A 15,893-nucleotide genomic window follows, 5' to 3' on the forward strand; every position below is an offset into this window, starting at 1 on the left:
TTTTATGTTAACAATCGGGGAAAGTATAAAATGCGAGGTGAGATGTACTATTACTGATAACTTAGAACTTCGTCAGTTGCCTTTTTTATGATCGAAGGTACACTTGTGCGCTCAAAAAAGCTTGCAGGTGTAAGCCAAAGGTAAAGAGATGGCCTATTTAGATTTTCATATTGTAAAAAGACTTCGTGACCAAATAGCCCAAGGTGGCAACCGTACAGCGTTGAAGCACAAAGTCGACAATGTATGGCAAGGTATTAGTTGGGAGCAGTTTGGACAGCAGATTGATACGCTTTCATTAGCGCTATTAGCCCAAGAGTTGAGAGTTCAAGATAAGATCGGTATCTTCTCAAATAATATGCCTCAGTGGACGGTGGCCGATTTTGCCTCTTTACAAGCTCGTCTTGTTACAGTGCCTATTTATCCAACAAATACTGCAGCGCAGTCTTCTTATATCATTCAGAATGCCGATGTGAAGGTCTTATTTGTCGGTGAGCAATCTCAGTTTGATGCGGCGGTTAGCCTGTTTGAAGAGTGCGAGCAGCTAGACATTGTTGTGGCTATGTCAGATGACATCGACCTGCAAGGACACAGCTTTGCCGTATCTTGGAATGACTTCATGGCGCGTGGCGTTAAAGCACAACAAGCCGAACTTGATGTGCGTCTTGCTGATGCAAGCATGGACGACTTACTGACTCTTATCTATACCTCGGGTACCACCGGTCAGCCAAAAGGTGTCATGCTTGATTACTCTAATATTGGTTATCAGTTAGAGGGGCACGATGAGCGTCTAAGCTTAAGCCAAGATGATGTGTCATTATGCTTTTTACCTTTATCGCACGTATTTGAACGTGCTTGGACTTTCTACGTTCTCTATAAAGGTGCAACCAACTGTTATTTGCAAGACACAATGCAAGTACGTGATGCTCTAAGTGATGTGAAACCAACCGTAATGTGTGCGGTTCCACGCTTTTACGAGAAGATTTTCTCTGCGATTCACGAGAAGGTATCCAAAGCGCCATTTCTTCGTAAGGTGGTATTTACTTGGGCGGTGAATATGGGAGCTAAACTCTCGGTTTGTCACCAACAAGGGCGCACACCATCATTGATGCTGAAAAAAAGTCATGCGCTAGCCGATAAGCTTGTGCTATCTAAACTGCGAGCTCTACTCGGCGGTAACATCAACTTCATGCCATGTGGTGGCGCGAAGCTTGATGAAACCATTGGTCGCTTTTTTCATGCTATTGGCATCAATGTAAAACTGGGCTACGGCATGACAGAAACCACGGCGACGGTGTCATGTTGGGATGATCGTTGTTTTAATCCTGACTCTATCGGCATGTCTATGCCGGGCGCAGAAGTGAAAATTGGTGCTAAGGATGAAATTCTTGTCCGAGGCCCGATGGTGATGCGCGGTTACTATAAAATGCCCGAAGAAACTGAAAAAACATTTGATGAGCATGGTTTCCTAAAAACTGGCGATGCGGGCCATTTTGATGAGAATGGTAACCTGTTTATTACCGATCGTATTAAAGAGTTGATGAAAACATCAGGCGGCAAGTATATTGCACCGCAAGTGGTAGAAGGGGCGATCGGTAAAGATCACTTTATTGAACAAATTGCCGTTATTGCTGACACGCGCAAATTCGTTTCTGCATTGATTGTCCCTTGTTATGACTCGCTAGAAGAGTATGCAAAAGAACTGAATATTAAGTATCACGATCGCGTTGAATTGATTAAGCATCACCAAATTGTGGAGATGCTGGAGAAGCGCGTGAATGGGCTGCAACAAGAGTTGGCTAAGTTTGAACAAGTGAAGAAGTTCAAACTGTTACCCAAAGCATTTTCTATGGATGATGGCGAACTGACACCGACTCAAAAATTGCGTCGTAAAGTTATCAACGACAAGTATCAAGATGAAATCGAAGAAATGTATACTGAAAAGCCTAAAGATAAGTAGTTTTTAGGTGAGATAAATGCTCAGTTGTTTGAAAATCCCTCTACGAATGTGATTGCATTTTTAGGGGGATTTTTTATATCTGATGATTTATCGCAATGTGCGAGAGCGCACATCCCAACGATCGCTTTCTATGGGTTTATTATGTAATTTTTTATTATTAAGTGCTTTTTTTTATTCTCTTTCTAGTTGTTAAGGCTGTCTTTTTGATTTTGTTTGGTTTTTGTTTGATGGTTGTCTGTTTGATGCTGGTTGTTTCCACTATTGCTTGTTAGTGGGTGTTAGACCGAGTGATAATAAAGCGTTAAAGTTGTTTCGTATTACTGATTGTTGTTATCACGACAGACAGTCATAGCCGAGAAAGTGAAAATATTTCGAATTAGGCTACGAATAAGCCCTAGACTATGTAAAACCAGCCCAACATGTTCACCAAATGTGATTGGAAACTGGTGAGGAGAGTAATATGACAACAAAACCTGAAACAGCAATGTTATCTGGCGCTGAGATGGTGGTGCAGTCTCTGATTGAAGAAGGTGTAGAACAAATCTTTGGTTACCCAGGAGGATCTGTACTTGATATTTATGATGCACTGCATGCTAAAACCGACGAAATTAAGCACGTATTAGTACGCCACGAACAAGCTGCTACTCATATGGCTGATGGTTATACCCGTTCTACCGGTAAGCCGGGTGTGGTTCTGGTCTGTTCTGGTCCTGGTGCGACCAATACCGTTACTGGTATTGCAACGGCCTATATGGACTCAATCCCAATGATTGTTATTTCTGGTAACGTACCAAATAACCTGATTGGTAACGACGCCTTCCAAGAGTGTGACATCGTGGGGGTATCACGCCCTATCGTTAAACACAGCTTCTTGGTTAAGAAAGCGGAAGATATCCCAGACGTCGTTAAAAAAGCATTCTATATTTCAACGACAGGACGACCTGGTCCTGTGGTTATTGATTTGCCTAAAGATATTCTCAATCCACAAATCAAGCTTCCTTATGACTACCCAGAAACGATTAAAATGCGTTCGTATAATCCAACGCTTACGGGTCATAAAGGACAGATCAAAAAGGCACTAAAAGCACTTCTTGATGCGAAAAAACCGGTCCTTTACGTCGGTGGTGGTGCGGTAATTTCTGAGGCAGATAAGCCGCTGTTAAAATTAGCAGAGGCACTGAATTTACCCGTGGTAAGTACCTTAATGGGGCTTGGCGCTTTCCCTGGTACCCATAAAAACGCCTTGGGTATGTTGGGTATGCATGGCTTGTATGAAGCCAACATGGCGATGCACAATGCAGACTTGATCTTTGGTATTGGCGTACGTTTCGACGACCGTACCACCAACAACTTAGACAAGTACTGCCCTGATGCGAAGATCATGCACATTGATATCGATCCATCTTCTATCTCGAAGAACGTGAAAGTAGATCTACCGATTGTTGGCTCTGCGGAAAAAGTACTAGAGAGCATGGTGAATCTGCTGGTTGAGCAAGGTGGAACCAATGACGCACAAGCGGTGGAAAGTTGGTGGAGTGAAATCCAGCAATGGCAAGAACGCGATTGTTTAGCCTATGACAAATCTTCTGAGCGGATCAAGCCACAGCAGGTTATTGAAACACTGTATAAAGTAACCAATGGCGATGCCTATGTTGCTTCGGATGTTGGTCAACATCAAATGTTTGCTGCGCTATACTACCCGTTCGATAAACCACGTCGCTGGATTAACTCTGGTGGCTTAGGCACGATGGGCTTTGGTCTACCTGCCGGTATGGGCGTTAAGTTTGCCAAACCCAACGAAGAAGTCGTTGTTGTCACTGGTGACGGCAGTATCCAAATGAATATCCAAGAGCTATCAACTGCGTTGCAATACAATATTCCGGTTAAAATTATTAACCTTAACAACCGTTTCTTAGGAATGGTAAAGCAGTGGCAAGATATTGTTTATCAAGGTCGTCACTCTAACTCATATATGGACTCTGTTCCTGATTTCGCGGCGATTGCAGAGGCTTATGGTCATGTTGGCATGCGTATTTCATCTCCAGATGAATTGGAATCAGGCTTGGAAAAAGCATTAGCAATGAAAGATCGTCTGGTATTTGTCGACATCAGTGTTGATGACACCGAGCACGTTTACCCAATGCAAATAAAAGGCGAGGGTATGGATAACATGTGGCTAAGCAAAACGGAGAGAACATAATATGAGACACATCATTTCACTATTAATGGAAAACCAACCTGGTGCACTTTCTCGAGTGGTTGGTTTGTTTTCTCAGCGTGGCTACAACATCGAATCTTTGAATGTATCCCCAACGGATGATCCAACGCTTTCTCGTCTGAACGTGACCACTAATTCTAGCGAAATGCAGCTTGAACAAATCCAGAAACAGCTCCACAAGCTGATTGATGTACTTAAGGTACAAGAGGTTTCTGAGTTTGAGCATCTCGAACGTGAATTGTTGATGATCAAGGTACGAGCAAGCGGTTTTGCTCGTGCTGAAGTGAAACGTACCGCTGATATTTTCCGTGGCCAGATAGTCGATGTAACGGCTTCGCAATATACCGTTCAAATGGCGGGCACCAGTGAGAAGCTGGATGCTTTTATTCAAGCCTTATCTGAAGTAACCGAAGTGCTTGAAGTGGCTCGCAGTGGTGTTGTGGGGATCGCACGAGGTGAGCGAGCCTTAAAAGCCTAAGTTGACTCGTCCAGTATTGAGTAAATTGAAGGTGATTATTTGAAATGGTTATTTCGAATATAACGTGTTTTAGTCGCTTCTAAGCCGCTTTTAAAAGCGGCTTTTATTTTGTTCATTTTCTAGGGTGCTATAATCGGTACTCTCTTTTTTCCCGAGCTAGTAATGCGAAACAAAAAAGCCATCTTAACATTACTGATCATCTCAATCACACTCTGTTCAGCGGTCGCTCTTTATTACTTACAGCGATACAAAGAAGTCAAACAGCAGAGTTTTGATTATTCGGCGATACAAGCTGTCCATCAGCTCGTGTATGCCAAACGAGATTATGACCTGATTAAGACCCAATTGGTCTCCGTCATGGGGTTGCTCAGTCACAGTCAGAGCCTTGTTAATTTTGCGATATCGCCATCTGAACAAACCAAAAGCTTACTCGAAGAGGTTTGGCAATCTGTACTTGTTAATCAGAAATGGTATCGACAGATTTATCTTTTAGACACCACTGGTCAAGAACGCGTTCGAGTCAATTACTCTGTAGACACAGGGAATGTCACGATCCCTCAACAGTTACAAGATAAGTCGGATTCCAACTATTTCCAACACGCTCAAGACCTAGAAAGCGAGCAGATTGGTGGTTGGGGGATTGAGCTTGATGCGGAGAATGGAGAGTTAACCTTCCCTTATATGCCTGCAATCCGTGTATTTACCCCCGTAGAAACCGCAGGTAAGCGAGTGGGGTATCTTGTTATTAACCTTGATATTATGGATTTATCGTCACGTATTAGCTTTTCTCCGGATAATGATCTTAGAGCGGAAGTACTTAATGAGGCTGGCTATTACATATCGAGTAGCGACAGCGGCAAGCTATTTGGTGACTCTATTCCAGAAAGAAAGTCGTACAACCTGAAGAACATCGCACCGAAGACATGGGAATTGATGTCGAATGAGCCGGCTGGACATGTTTTCGAAGATGGGAATTTGTTTGCGTTTAATACGGTTACGCTCGCTAACAATCAAAAGGTTCATCTGCTGATTCAACTTAATCAGGAGCAACTGATGAAGCGAGCTGAGCGTGACCTGAATGATCTCGTTCATGAAGAGATGATCGTTCTGTTTACGGTGCTGGTTTTTGCCTTTCCGTTTGCCTATTTTGTGACGCATTGTCGACGCCGACGTCTAGAGAGTAAGTTGGCACGCGCTGCATTAAGCGGGATGTCGGCCGTGATGATCTCTGATAAGCACCATCGAACTATGATGATCAATAGCGAATTTGAAAATATGACGGGTTACAGCAAAAGCCAAGTCATCGGGCATAATGCCTTGCAGTTACTTCTGGAAAACACCGATCAGGAGCTTTCTAGTGACTCAATTTGGCAAAACCTTGAGCAAGAAGTATGGGAAGCAGAGGTTCTGTGTAAGAACAAATATCGCATTCCATTTACTGCCATCATGAGAATTCAGGCGGTTCAAAACAACGCCGGAAGGATCAGCTACTATATAACATCCTTAGTGGATATTACCGTAAGAAAACAGCTTGAAGTTCGCCTACGTTTTTTAAGTGAGAGAGACTCTTTGAGCAACCTTTGGAACCGAAGAAAGTTCGAAAAACAGTTAGCGTACTACGCTCGATTGATTGAGCATTCCCCTAATGAGGCCACGACTTGTTTGGCTTTGGTTGATATCGATAACTTTAAGCGAATTAATGACGAGCTTGGTCACGATGAAGGTGATCGTGTGATAGCGGGTGTTGCTCAGCTCTTACAGAACAGCCTTCGCAGTACCGATTTCGTGGCTAGGGTAGGTGGCGAGGAATTTGCACTCCTGATGCCGCATACCTCATTGCCTGAAGCGAAGCGCATACTGGAACGCCTACGCATTGAGATAGAGCTAACCGCGGGCACTAAAGTAACAGTGAGCATCGGATTCACGGATTTGACGAGTAACACTACTCGTTCATACAAATGCGCGGATGTTGGGCTCTATCAATCGAAATCTTCTGGGCGTAATACCGTTTCTATGTATCCAAGTCATGCTGATGTTGCTTAACGTTTTATCGATCCGGCTTCTATGTTTTATTCGAAATCGCATTGTTGAGCGAGCGATATCACAAAATTCATACAGTTAGACTAAAGTCTAATGTCGGTACTAATTTGAGCTAAAATAAATGATAAGTAAACGACATTGTTTCAGATTGCATCACGCTAAGCCCTATACAAAATAGAGTGTTGAGCCGATGTAAAGGACGATACTGTTTGGCCCTTATCAATAATTTGACTGGCAGCCATCATGAAGTTCGCTGAAGCAAGAGTTTAAGGGATCATACTGTCTGGTTAAAAGAGGCGTGGTATGTTTGTCGATTTTTTAGTGAGGTTAACTATAGGTGCATTAGCGGTTCTTGGCTTTCAACTTAGCGCGTTGTATTTTTTACCTATGGTTGTGCTGCTCAATACTCATCACAAAGAGTTTTTTGGGTGGTAGTTCTGTGAATCAAAAGGGTGTGCGCTTTTGTTTATGTTGACGGCGCTGCGCATTGGCCATTTAGGAACGTTTTTTTCATAAAAAAAAGAGGGCCGAAGCCCTCTTTTCTATTTTATACGAATCGGTTCATTGTTATAGAACGTGAACAGATGCTGTATTTGTCGTACCAGAAGCAACTAGGGCACCAGATACCATCACTACGATGTCGCCTTTGTTACCTAGACCTGATTGTAGAGCAATCTCTTTACCGTTGATGTAGAAAGCGTCAGTGCTTTCAATTGAATCAACAAGAACTGGCTTAACACCTTTAGTTAGTACAAGCTGTGCAGCAGTCTTAGCGTTAGTCGTCAGCGCTAGAATGTTGGCTGTTGGGAAGTACTTACGTACTGAACGTGCAGACTTGCCGCCGTCAGTTGCTACCACAATTAGAGGAGCAGCTAGTTTTTCAGCTGTATCCACTGCGCCTTTACATACAGCTTCAGTGATGCGTAGACGTGGGCTGTCTAGACGAGAACCCAGTTCAGCTTTAAGAGCAGAATCAGTACGGTTTGCGATTTGAGCCATGATAGTCACAGCTTCAACTGGGTACTTACCTTTAGCCGTTTCACCAGAAAGCATTACTGCATCCGTACCATCCATGATTGCGTTCGCAACATCACCCGCTTCAGCACGAGTTGGACGTGGGTTGCTGATCATAGAGTCAAGCATTTGAGTTGCAGTGATAACCATCTTACGTGCGCGGTTACACTTCTCGATCATCATCTTCTGAGCGAAGATTACTTCTTCTGCTGGGATTTCAACACCTAGGTCACCACGAGCAACCATGATGCCGTCAGACGCTTCAAGGATTGAATCGAAGTTATCTACACCTTCTTGGTTTTCAATCTTAGAAATGATGTGGATGCTCTCGCCGCCGTTAGCGTTTAGAAGTTCACGGATTTCTTTCACATCGTCTTCTTTACGGATGAAAGAAGCCGCTACGAAATCAACGCCTTGCTCACAGCCAAACTTAAGGTCAGCTTTGTCTTTTTCAGAAAGCGCTGGAAGTTGAACAGAAACGCCAGGAAGGTTAACACCTTTGTTTTCGCCTAGAGCACCGTTGTTAAGAACTTTACACTTAACTTCAGTGTCTGTGGTTGCGATAACTTCCATTTCGATCAGGCCGTCATCAACAAGAATCGTGTTACCCGCAGATAAGTCTTTCGCGAAACCTAGGTAAGTTACGGCTACTACGTCTTTGTTACCAACAACTGTAGCATCAGTTGTGAAAGTGAACTCTTGACCAGCTACTAGATCTACGTCGTTACCATCTTCAAGTTTGATAGTACGGATTTCTGGACCTTTAGTATCTAGAAGGATAGCAAGTTGCTCACCTTTGTTTTCCATTACTTTACGGAAGTTCGCGATACGAGTGCCGTGCTCTGCGAAATCACCGTGAGAGAAGTTAAGACGCATAACGTTCATGCCAGCATCTACTAGTTCAGTTAGCTTCTCTACAGATTCAGTTTTAGGGCCAATCGTACATACGATTTTGGTCTTTTTCATGGAAGGTACTCTCCGGTAAGTATTGTTACAATTTCAAATTTATTTAAGTTCTGAAGAATTGGTCCGCTACATCAACATTTTGTGCCTGTTGTGTAAAAGCGCGGGACTTCCAATATGTCCTTCAGAGTTGTAAGTCTTTCATCAATTTTAGTCATTTTATGACCAAAATATTTTGATTCAATATCGGTTTTCTGTGACTTACCCCACTATATAGGGGGTAAGTTGCAAAAAAATAACAGTCAGTTTTGTAATTTTTTTTCTTTTCGGGTGCGGATTCTACCACCTAATGAGTTCAATATCACGGCTTAACAATTGTCTTAGGACAAGGTTTTATCGCTATTTATTAATTTTTTGGATCGAAATAAATGGACTAAATAGTTTCGTTGTAACTATAATAAGTTTCACATCGAAACATTATGGTCTTTTATAAATGTCGAAACGAAACACTCAGCTCAGAAGACATGCAATTTCACAGCTAGTGAACGAAAAGGGGGAGGTTAGTGTTGATGAGTTATCCGCTAAATTCGAAACCTCTGAAGTCACTATTAGAAAGGATTTGGCGTCTTTGGAAACAAACGGTCAACTCTTACGCCGTTATGGTGGTGCGATTTCGTTACCGAAAGAAGTGGTCAACGAAGAGTTGGGTTATAAGGTTTCGAATCGAAAGGTTTTGTTGGCAAAAGCCGCTGCAGATTTAATTCGCGACCATAACCGTATTGTGATCGATAGTGGTAGTACTACGGGGGCCCTAATTCAGCAGCTTAATGCCAAGCGTGGTTTGGTTGTTATGACCAACTCATTGCACGTTGCGAATGCGCTTAATGAGCTTGAAAGTGAGCCGACGTTATTGATGACTGGCGGCACGTGGGATACCCATTCGGACTCTTTCCAAGGCAAAGTCGCAGAGTCAGTGTTGCGTGCTTACGATTTTGACCAACTATTTATTGGGGCTGATGGTATCGACCTTGATAGAGGCACAACCACGTTTAACGAACTGGTTGGCCTGAGCAAAGTAATGGCTGAAGTATCACGAGAAGTGATCGTGATGGTTGAGTCGGAAAAAGTGGGACGAAAGATCCCGAACTTAGAGCTGGCATGGGAACACATTGACATCTTAATTACCGATACAGACTTGGGCGAAGAATCTAAAGCAAGTATCGAATCACATGATGTTCGCGTGATCCTGACTGATCCAGCGTAAAAACAAATTTAAATATTATGCATTTCCCTTCCTATAATTGATCTTAATAAAGATATGGCCTTTGCTTGCTGCCAATAGGAATAAAACAACATTGATGGAGTGAAACTATGTGTGGAATTGTTGGTGCAGTAGCACAGCGTGACGTCGCCGAAATCTTGGTCGAAGGCCTTCGCCGTCTAGAATACCGTGGCTACGATTCAGCAGGTGTTGCTGTTGTTGATACCGAATCGAACCTAACTCGTGTGCGCCGCCTAGGTAAAGTACAAGAGCTCGCTGACGCGGTAGAAGAGCAACAGGTGATTGGCGGTACCGGTATTGCTCATACACGTTGGGCGACACACGGTGAACCGTCTGAAGCGAACGCACATCCACACATGTCGGGTGATATTGCCGTGGTACACAATGGTATCATCGAAAACCACGAAGCACTGCGCGCTCTGCTGCAAGAACGTGGCTACGTGTTTACTTCACAAACGGATACCGAAGTGATTGCTCACTTAGTGGAGTGGGAACGTCGCACTTCAGCTTCTTTGCTTGAAGCGCTACAGAAAACGGCAAAACAGTTAGACGGTGCTTACGGTACGGTTGTTATTGATCGCAAAGATCCTAGCCGTATTGTTGTGGCCCGTTCTGGTAGCCCTATTGTGATCGGTTTTGGCGTCGGTGAGAACTTTCTTGCCTCTGACCAGTTAGCGCTGCTAAACGTCACTCGTCGCTTTATGTACCTAGAAGAGGGCGATGTGGCTGAAGTGACTCGTCGTGATGTAACGGTATTTGATAGTGTGGGTGAGCGTGTTGAGCGTGAAATTGTTGAATCAAACGTAGAACACGATGCCGGTGATAAAGGCCAATATCGTCACTTCATGCAGAAAGAGATCTTTGAGCAACCCACTGCGTTAATCAACACGATGGAAGGTCGTATCTCTGACTCATCAGTTATCACTAACGCGATTGGCGTTAAAGCGGAAGCGATCCTAAGCAAGGTTGAACATGTGCAGATCATCGCATGTGGTACGTCTTACAATTCAGGCATGGCAGCGCGTTACTGGTTTGAGTCTTTAGCTGGTGTAAGCTGTGATGTCGAGATCGCCTCTGAATTCCGCTATCGTGATTTCGTTGTTCGCCCGAATAGCCTACTGGTGACTCTGTCTCAGTCTGGGGAAACCGCGGATACGCTAGCTGCGCTTCGTCTTGCAAAAGAGAAGGGTTACATGTCAGCAATGACCATCTGTAACGTTGCGGGTTCTTCGCTGGTTCGTGAATCTGATTTTGCCTTCATGACTCGCGCAGGCACAGAGATCGGCGTGGCTTCGACGAAAGCTTTCACCACTCAACTCGCCGCAATGCTGATGATGGTCACGTCAATGGGTCGCCTACAAGGTCGCATCAATGAACAGAAAGAAGCAGAGATCGTTCAAGCACTTCATCAACTGCCTGCTGATATCGAGAAAGCACTCGCGTTTGACAAAGAGATAGAAGCGCTAGCACCCGATTTTGCTGATAAGCACCACACACTGTTCTTGGGGCGTGGTGAGTTCTACCCAATCGCAATGGAAGCATCTCTTAAACTGAAAGAGATCTCTTACATCCACGCAGAAGCATACGCAGCGGGTGAGCTTAAGCATGGTCCTTTGGCGCTTATCGATGCCGATATGCCTGTGGTGGTTATTGCACCAAGCAACGACTTACTAGAGAAGCTGAAATCGAACGTTGAAGAAGTACGTGCTCGTGGTGGACTACTTTACGTATTCGCTGATGAAGACGCTGGCTTTGAAAGTGATGAGAACATGAAGATCATCAAGATGCCTCACGTTAGTGAGGTAATAGCACCTATCTACTACACCGTCCCGATGCAGCTGCTGTCTTATCATGTCGCGTTAATCAAAGGTACCGACGTTGACCAACCTCGTAACCTTGCGAAAGCAGTAACGGTTGAGTAAGTCTAGATTATCTGAGAAGTAGATTGTACGAGAGTATTAAAGTCTCATACTAAGTATTAAAGTGTCATACTAAGGGATAAAGTATCATACTAAAAAGGCAGCGAAGATTCGATCTCGCTGCCTTTTTGCTGTTTGCTCTAGCGCGTTTTTGCCCCAAAACGTGTCATCTTGATTTGAGACCGGTGAATCCAGCAAGAATTTGCCCAATTTTTTCTAATGTCGGGCTAAGTTTGGGAAATGTTTTGGACAGGCGGTGCCTCTAACTTAACCTCAGTTATCGAGTATAGTAATAGCTTAGGTTTAACTTAGACAATCAGTCCAAAAAAAACGCCCGCATCCACTGTGTCAGATTTAAGTACAAATTAACAGGGACCACTTTTGAAACGAAAAAAAGCCCCAATTGGGGCTTTGCTAAAACTGTTCGGGGGTAGGAGCAGTTATTTGGCGTCACAAGAGAAGGCAATACCTGCACTTAATCGTGCCTGCTCGATGACGTTCATCACGGAAACCGAATGGTTTAGGTGTTGGTAACATTGTTCCAGATCCTGTTCTCGGAACAGACGCTCAAAGCCTTGAAACTCTTCGACCATGTGATTCTCATGATCAGCTTCATCAAACATTTCTGTATGGTCTCCGCACACAAACGTTACTCTTGGGCAGAAGTTTGTCGCTCCTTCAACCTTAATGTAGCCTTTCTCACCCTGAATAATGGCAAAGTTTGGGCTAGTTGAGTCTTTTGCTGCTGCACATGATGCGATGAAACTAGGGTATTTAAGGGTGCAAATACCCGAAGTATCGATGCCGTTGTGCCCTTGATTCGCTAGGTAGTGCACATCGCTTGGCGTACCAAACAGCCCCATCACAAAATGAATGTTGTAGACATTTAAATCGTACAGGGCACCACCTGATAGCTCAGGACTAAAAGCAGGAAGAACATTGCCGTCTTTGTACTGAGGGTAGCGACTCGAAAACTGGGAGAAATTACACTGCACCAGTTTAATATCACCAAGCTCACCGATCTTTTCTTGAACATATCGGTAGTTTCTAAAGTGCAGCAGTGTGATGGCTTCAAACAAGTACAAGCGCTTTTCCACTGCCATACTTGCCAACTCTCTACTTTCACTCGCTAACGATGTAAAAGGCTTCTCACAGATAACGTTCTTGTTTGCTTCAAGCGCTTTTTTGGTGAACGCATAATGCAGGCTATTGATGATACCAATATACACAGCATCGATTGATTCGTCAGCCAAGAAGTCATCGTAATCGGTGTATACCGTTTCAATAGCGTATTTCTCAGCGAGCTCTTCTGCAATCTGGCGCTCTTTTTCAAGAACACAGATCGCAGACACAGTAATTTCATCAATCTTCAGAAGTGCTTCTAAGCAGACTTTTACGATACCGCCTGCACCCACGATTCCAAGTTTCATTATTGCTCTCCTGTTACAGCTGAGTCCAGTCGAATGCGACGCACTTGTAGTTATCACGATCTTCCATCAAGCCTTGATAGCCTTGCATTGCATCACGAGGAGACAGGATATGACTGATGTAGTCTTCTGCTTTCAAACGACCATCTTTCAGACAATCGACGATGTACTGCATATTGCGCTCTACACACATGCGTGAGCCTTCTTGCTCGTAAAATGGATACAAACCATTGTATGCACCCTTAACGGTCAACATGCGCATGTGAATGCGATTAAGAATGGCGGTAACATTACCTTGATGCTCGGCACGTGGAGAGCCGCTCAAAATCACCTGACCATTGAATGCAGCACAGTTAACTGCAGTTTCGATCGCAGGCGATACCCCTGCGACATCGATGGCAATATCAACGCCGCGACCATTTGTTAACGCCATGACTTCAGATTCTTGATGCTCTGGTGCACAGCTAACAGCGTGCTGAATGCCGATTCTTTTCGCGTCTTCGGTACGAGAAGCGACAGGATCAATGGCAATGACTTTTGCACCGGCGAGTTGCAGAAGCTTTGCGGTAATAAGACCGATAGTGCCAAGCCCAAATACAGCCGCAGTGTCACCAAGTTTGATGTCAGCGATAGCAACACCATTCATCGATATAGAGGCTAGGTAAACCAGAGCCGCTTGCTCCAAAGTCAGCTCTGGATCGACTTTAAGGATAAGCTCTAGATTGCGTCCGTTGTGCTCGAAACGTTGGAACTGTTTGTGAGGGCCGTTGAACATAACTCGGTCACCAATTTCGATGTCAGATAAGTCATCGCCTTTTTCAACGACTTCGCCAACGGAAATATAGCCAGTGTAGAGCGGGTACTCGATACCTTTTTTAATACCATACACTCGAGATAGTTCAGTTCCGGCACTAATTAGTGACATCTCATTCTTAATGATGGCTTCATTTGATTTTAGATTAGAGTCATCAAGTTGTTCATTTAATAGTTGTACGTCTTTTAAGCCAATAAGCTTTACGTTATATGTATCTCTCATAACTTACCTCAAAAAATTTAAATTTTATAAGGGAGGAGGGTCTCCTCCCTGAAATTTGGATTGTCTAGGCTTCTAAACCTAACGCGTCACACATTTTCTCTTTATAGGTTTCTACATGCATGCCAATGATAATTTGAACATTATTGCCATTAACAACGACGCCAGTTTGTTTACCTTTCTCTATCTCTAACTTATTAATTAACTGTGGGTTTTTAACTTGAACACGTAATCGAGTAAAACAGTTTCCAACGGTTTCGATATTTTCTTGTCCACCTAAGCCAGCAATAAAGTGTTTCACATCTGAATTGTCGCTGACGGCACTTTTAATTACGTCCTCATTGGAGACTTCTTGGTCTTGGAATATGTCGATATTTCTCTTTTTAATGATCCATACTGTTGGCAAATACCATAGTGGCATCATCAAAATACCGATCAATACAGTGAAGTGAGCCTTCGTTAAACTTAACGGCATCGCAATATTGGTAATAATCAGGTCAATAATACCATTTGGCATATAAGTGCTAACGCCAAGCATGTAGGTAATACTGTCTGCAATACCGCCAACAAGTCCGTAGATAAACCAGATTGATGGTGCAATGAAGATGTATAAGAAGTGTAATGGCTCAAGAATACCCGTACCTACCGCTACCGCTAAGCTCGGAATAATGATGCTCTTAGCGTAGGCTTTCTTCTCTTTGGGTGCAGTGCGGATAAAAGCAGCTGCGATAGCTAAAGAACCAAACACTTTAGTCAGACCGAAGCTCACATACTTAATCGATGGATCTAGCTTTGTGATCTCATTCGCATGCGACATCTCAGCAAGGAAGATGGTTTGCGCACCATGAATCACTTCGCCGCCAACCTCTGCAGTACCGCCTAGAGGTGTGTAGAAGAAGGACATCCATAACGGGTGATGTAGACCTGTTGGGATTAGCCAGAAGTTCCATGCGGTGTAGTTAAAGATTCCGAACACACCTGAAGTCTCAATCAACGAAGCTAAGCTGTTGATTATATTGTTCATCGGTGGCCAGAAGTAACATGCAGAGATAGCAAGTACAGCGGTAATTGGAATCATTAGAATAAATACAAAGCGAGAGCCTTCATAGATTCTAAAATACGCACCAAACGTCAAGCCTTGGTATTTATTATGCAACCAACCGACTAAGATCCCCATTAGCATGCCGAGAATAACGCCCATGTCGACAACTTGGAAACCGAGTACCATTGTTTGACCAGTACCGTATAAACCAGCGATACCTTTTTCTGCTAACATATTGTTATTAGTCAGATAAGTATTGTTGGCAACCAAAAAGAATAGGAATGATATAAGCGCGGTTATAGCAGCATCAACCTTTTTCTTTTGTGCAAGTGCTGCAGCCAAACCCATACAAAATATAATTGGAAGATTGCCAAGCATCCCAAACATCATTGACATAATCATGTCGCCGATAGAAATAATGAAGCTAGGCATAAACTCCATTCTCATAATTGCCGCAACAGCCATTGCTGTACCCATTACGGCAATAAAAAGAATAACCTGTATCGCTGCTCTGGAGAACTTTTGCGTCGCCTCCTTGACATTGTATCGTAGGGCAGAGGTATTCATTTTATTATCCTTG

General features: G+C 43.6%; 10 protein-coding genes. 6 read left to right on the plus strand and 4 right to left on the minus strand.

Annotated elements, in window-relative coordinates:
• Positions 1 to 148: 148 nt before the first annotated feature.
• The 4 genes from OCU36_RS01900 to OCU36_RS01915 all read left to right on the plus strand — a co-directional run bounded on the left by OCU36_RS01900 (position 149) and on the right by OCU36_RS01915 (position 6,696).
• A complete protein-coding gene (locus OCU36_RS01900; RefSeq protein ID WP_261838796.1) occupies positions 149 to 1,957 on the plus strand; it encodes an AMP-dependent synthetase/ligase in 1,809 nt (602 codons plus the stop codon).
• Positions 1,958 to 2,417: 460 nt separating this feature from the next.
• Positions 2,418 to 4,157 carry an acetolactate synthase 3 large subunit gene (locus tag OCU36_RS01905; RefSeq protein WP_261838797.1) on the plus strand — a complete coding sequence of 580 codons (1,740 nt, stop codon included), beginning with the start codon at positions 2,418 to 2,420 and terminating at the stop codon, positions 4,155 to 4,157.
• A 1-nt stretch (position 4,158) separates the two neighbouring features.
• Positions 4,159 to 4,653 (plus strand): acetolactate synthase small subunit, encoded by a 495-nt coding sequence (ilvN, locus tag OCU36_RS01910; protein WP_261838798.1) that lies wholly within the window; start codon positions 4,159 to 4,161, stop codon positions 4,651 to 4,653.
• 162 nt (positions 4,654 to 4,815) lie between these two features.
• The gene (locus OCU36_RS01915; protein ID WP_261838799.1) at positions 4,816 to 6,696 is read left to right on the plus strand and encodes a sensor domain-containing diguanylate cyclase; all 1,881 of its coding nucleotides are present in this window, start codon (positions 4,816 to 4,818) and stop codon (positions 6,694 to 6,696) included.
• Between the two features lie 564 nt (positions 6,697 to 7,260).
• Here the strand turns inward: OCU36_RS01915 and pykF are convergent.
• On the minus strand, positions 7,261 to 8,673 hold the full coding sequence (gene pykF / locus OCU36_RS01920) for a pyruvate kinase PykF (RefSeq protein ID WP_261838800.1): 1,413 nt from the start codon (positions 8,671 to 8,673) through the stop codon (positions 7,261 to 7,263).
• A 430-nt stretch (positions 8,674 to 9,103) separates the two neighbouring features.
• Between pykF and OCU36_RS01925 the strand changes: the two genes are divergently transcribed.
• Together OCU36_RS01925 and glmS are read left to right on the plus strand one after the other, a co-directional pair.
• The gene (locus tag OCU36_RS01925; RefSeq protein WP_261838801.1) at positions 9,104 to 9,874 is read left to right on the plus strand and encodes a DeoR/GlpR family DNA-binding transcription regulator; all 771 of its coding nucleotides are present in this window, start codon (positions 9,104 to 9,106) and stop codon (positions 9,872 to 9,874) included.
• A gap of 107 nt (positions 9,875 to 9,981) precedes the next feature.
• Positions 9,982 to 11,814, plus strand: coding sequence for a glutamine--fructose-6-phosphate transaminase (isomerizing) (gene glmS, locus OCU36_RS01930; RefSeq protein WP_261838802.1), 1,833 nt, complete (start codon positions 9,982 to 9,984; stop codon positions 11,812 to 11,814).
• 437 nt (positions 11,815 to 12,251) lie between these two features.
• On the opposite strand, the gene OCU36_RS01935 is transcribed toward glmS, so the two are convergent.
• From OCU36_RS01935 to OCU36_RS01945, 3 genes are all read right to left on the minus strand, one after another.
• Entirely contained in the window at positions 12,252 to 13,241 is a 990-nt protein-coding gene (locus OCU36_RS01935; RefSeq protein ID WP_261838803.1) for a Gfo/Idh/MocA family protein, read from the minus strand.
• Positions 13,242 to 13,254: 13 nt separating this feature from the next.
• Entirely contained in the window at positions 13,255 to 14,274 is a 1,020-nt protein-coding gene (locus OCU36_RS01940) for a zinc-binding dehydrogenase (protein ID WP_261838804.1), read from the minus strand.
• A 64-nt stretch (positions 14,275 to 14,338) separates the two neighbouring features.
• Positions 14,339 to 15,880, minus strand: coding sequence for a PTS transporter subunit EIIC (locus OCU36_RS01945; RefSeq protein ID WP_261838805.1), 1,542 nt, complete (start codon positions 15,878 to 15,880; stop codon positions 14,339 to 14,341).
• Positions 15,881 to 15,893 lie beyond the last annotated feature (13 nt).

This window comes from Vibrio artabrorum, from assembly GCF_024347295.1.
Classification (GTDB): domain Bacteria; phylum Pseudomonadota; class Gammaproteobacteria; order Enterobacterales; family Vibrionaceae; genus Vibrio; species Vibrio artabrorum.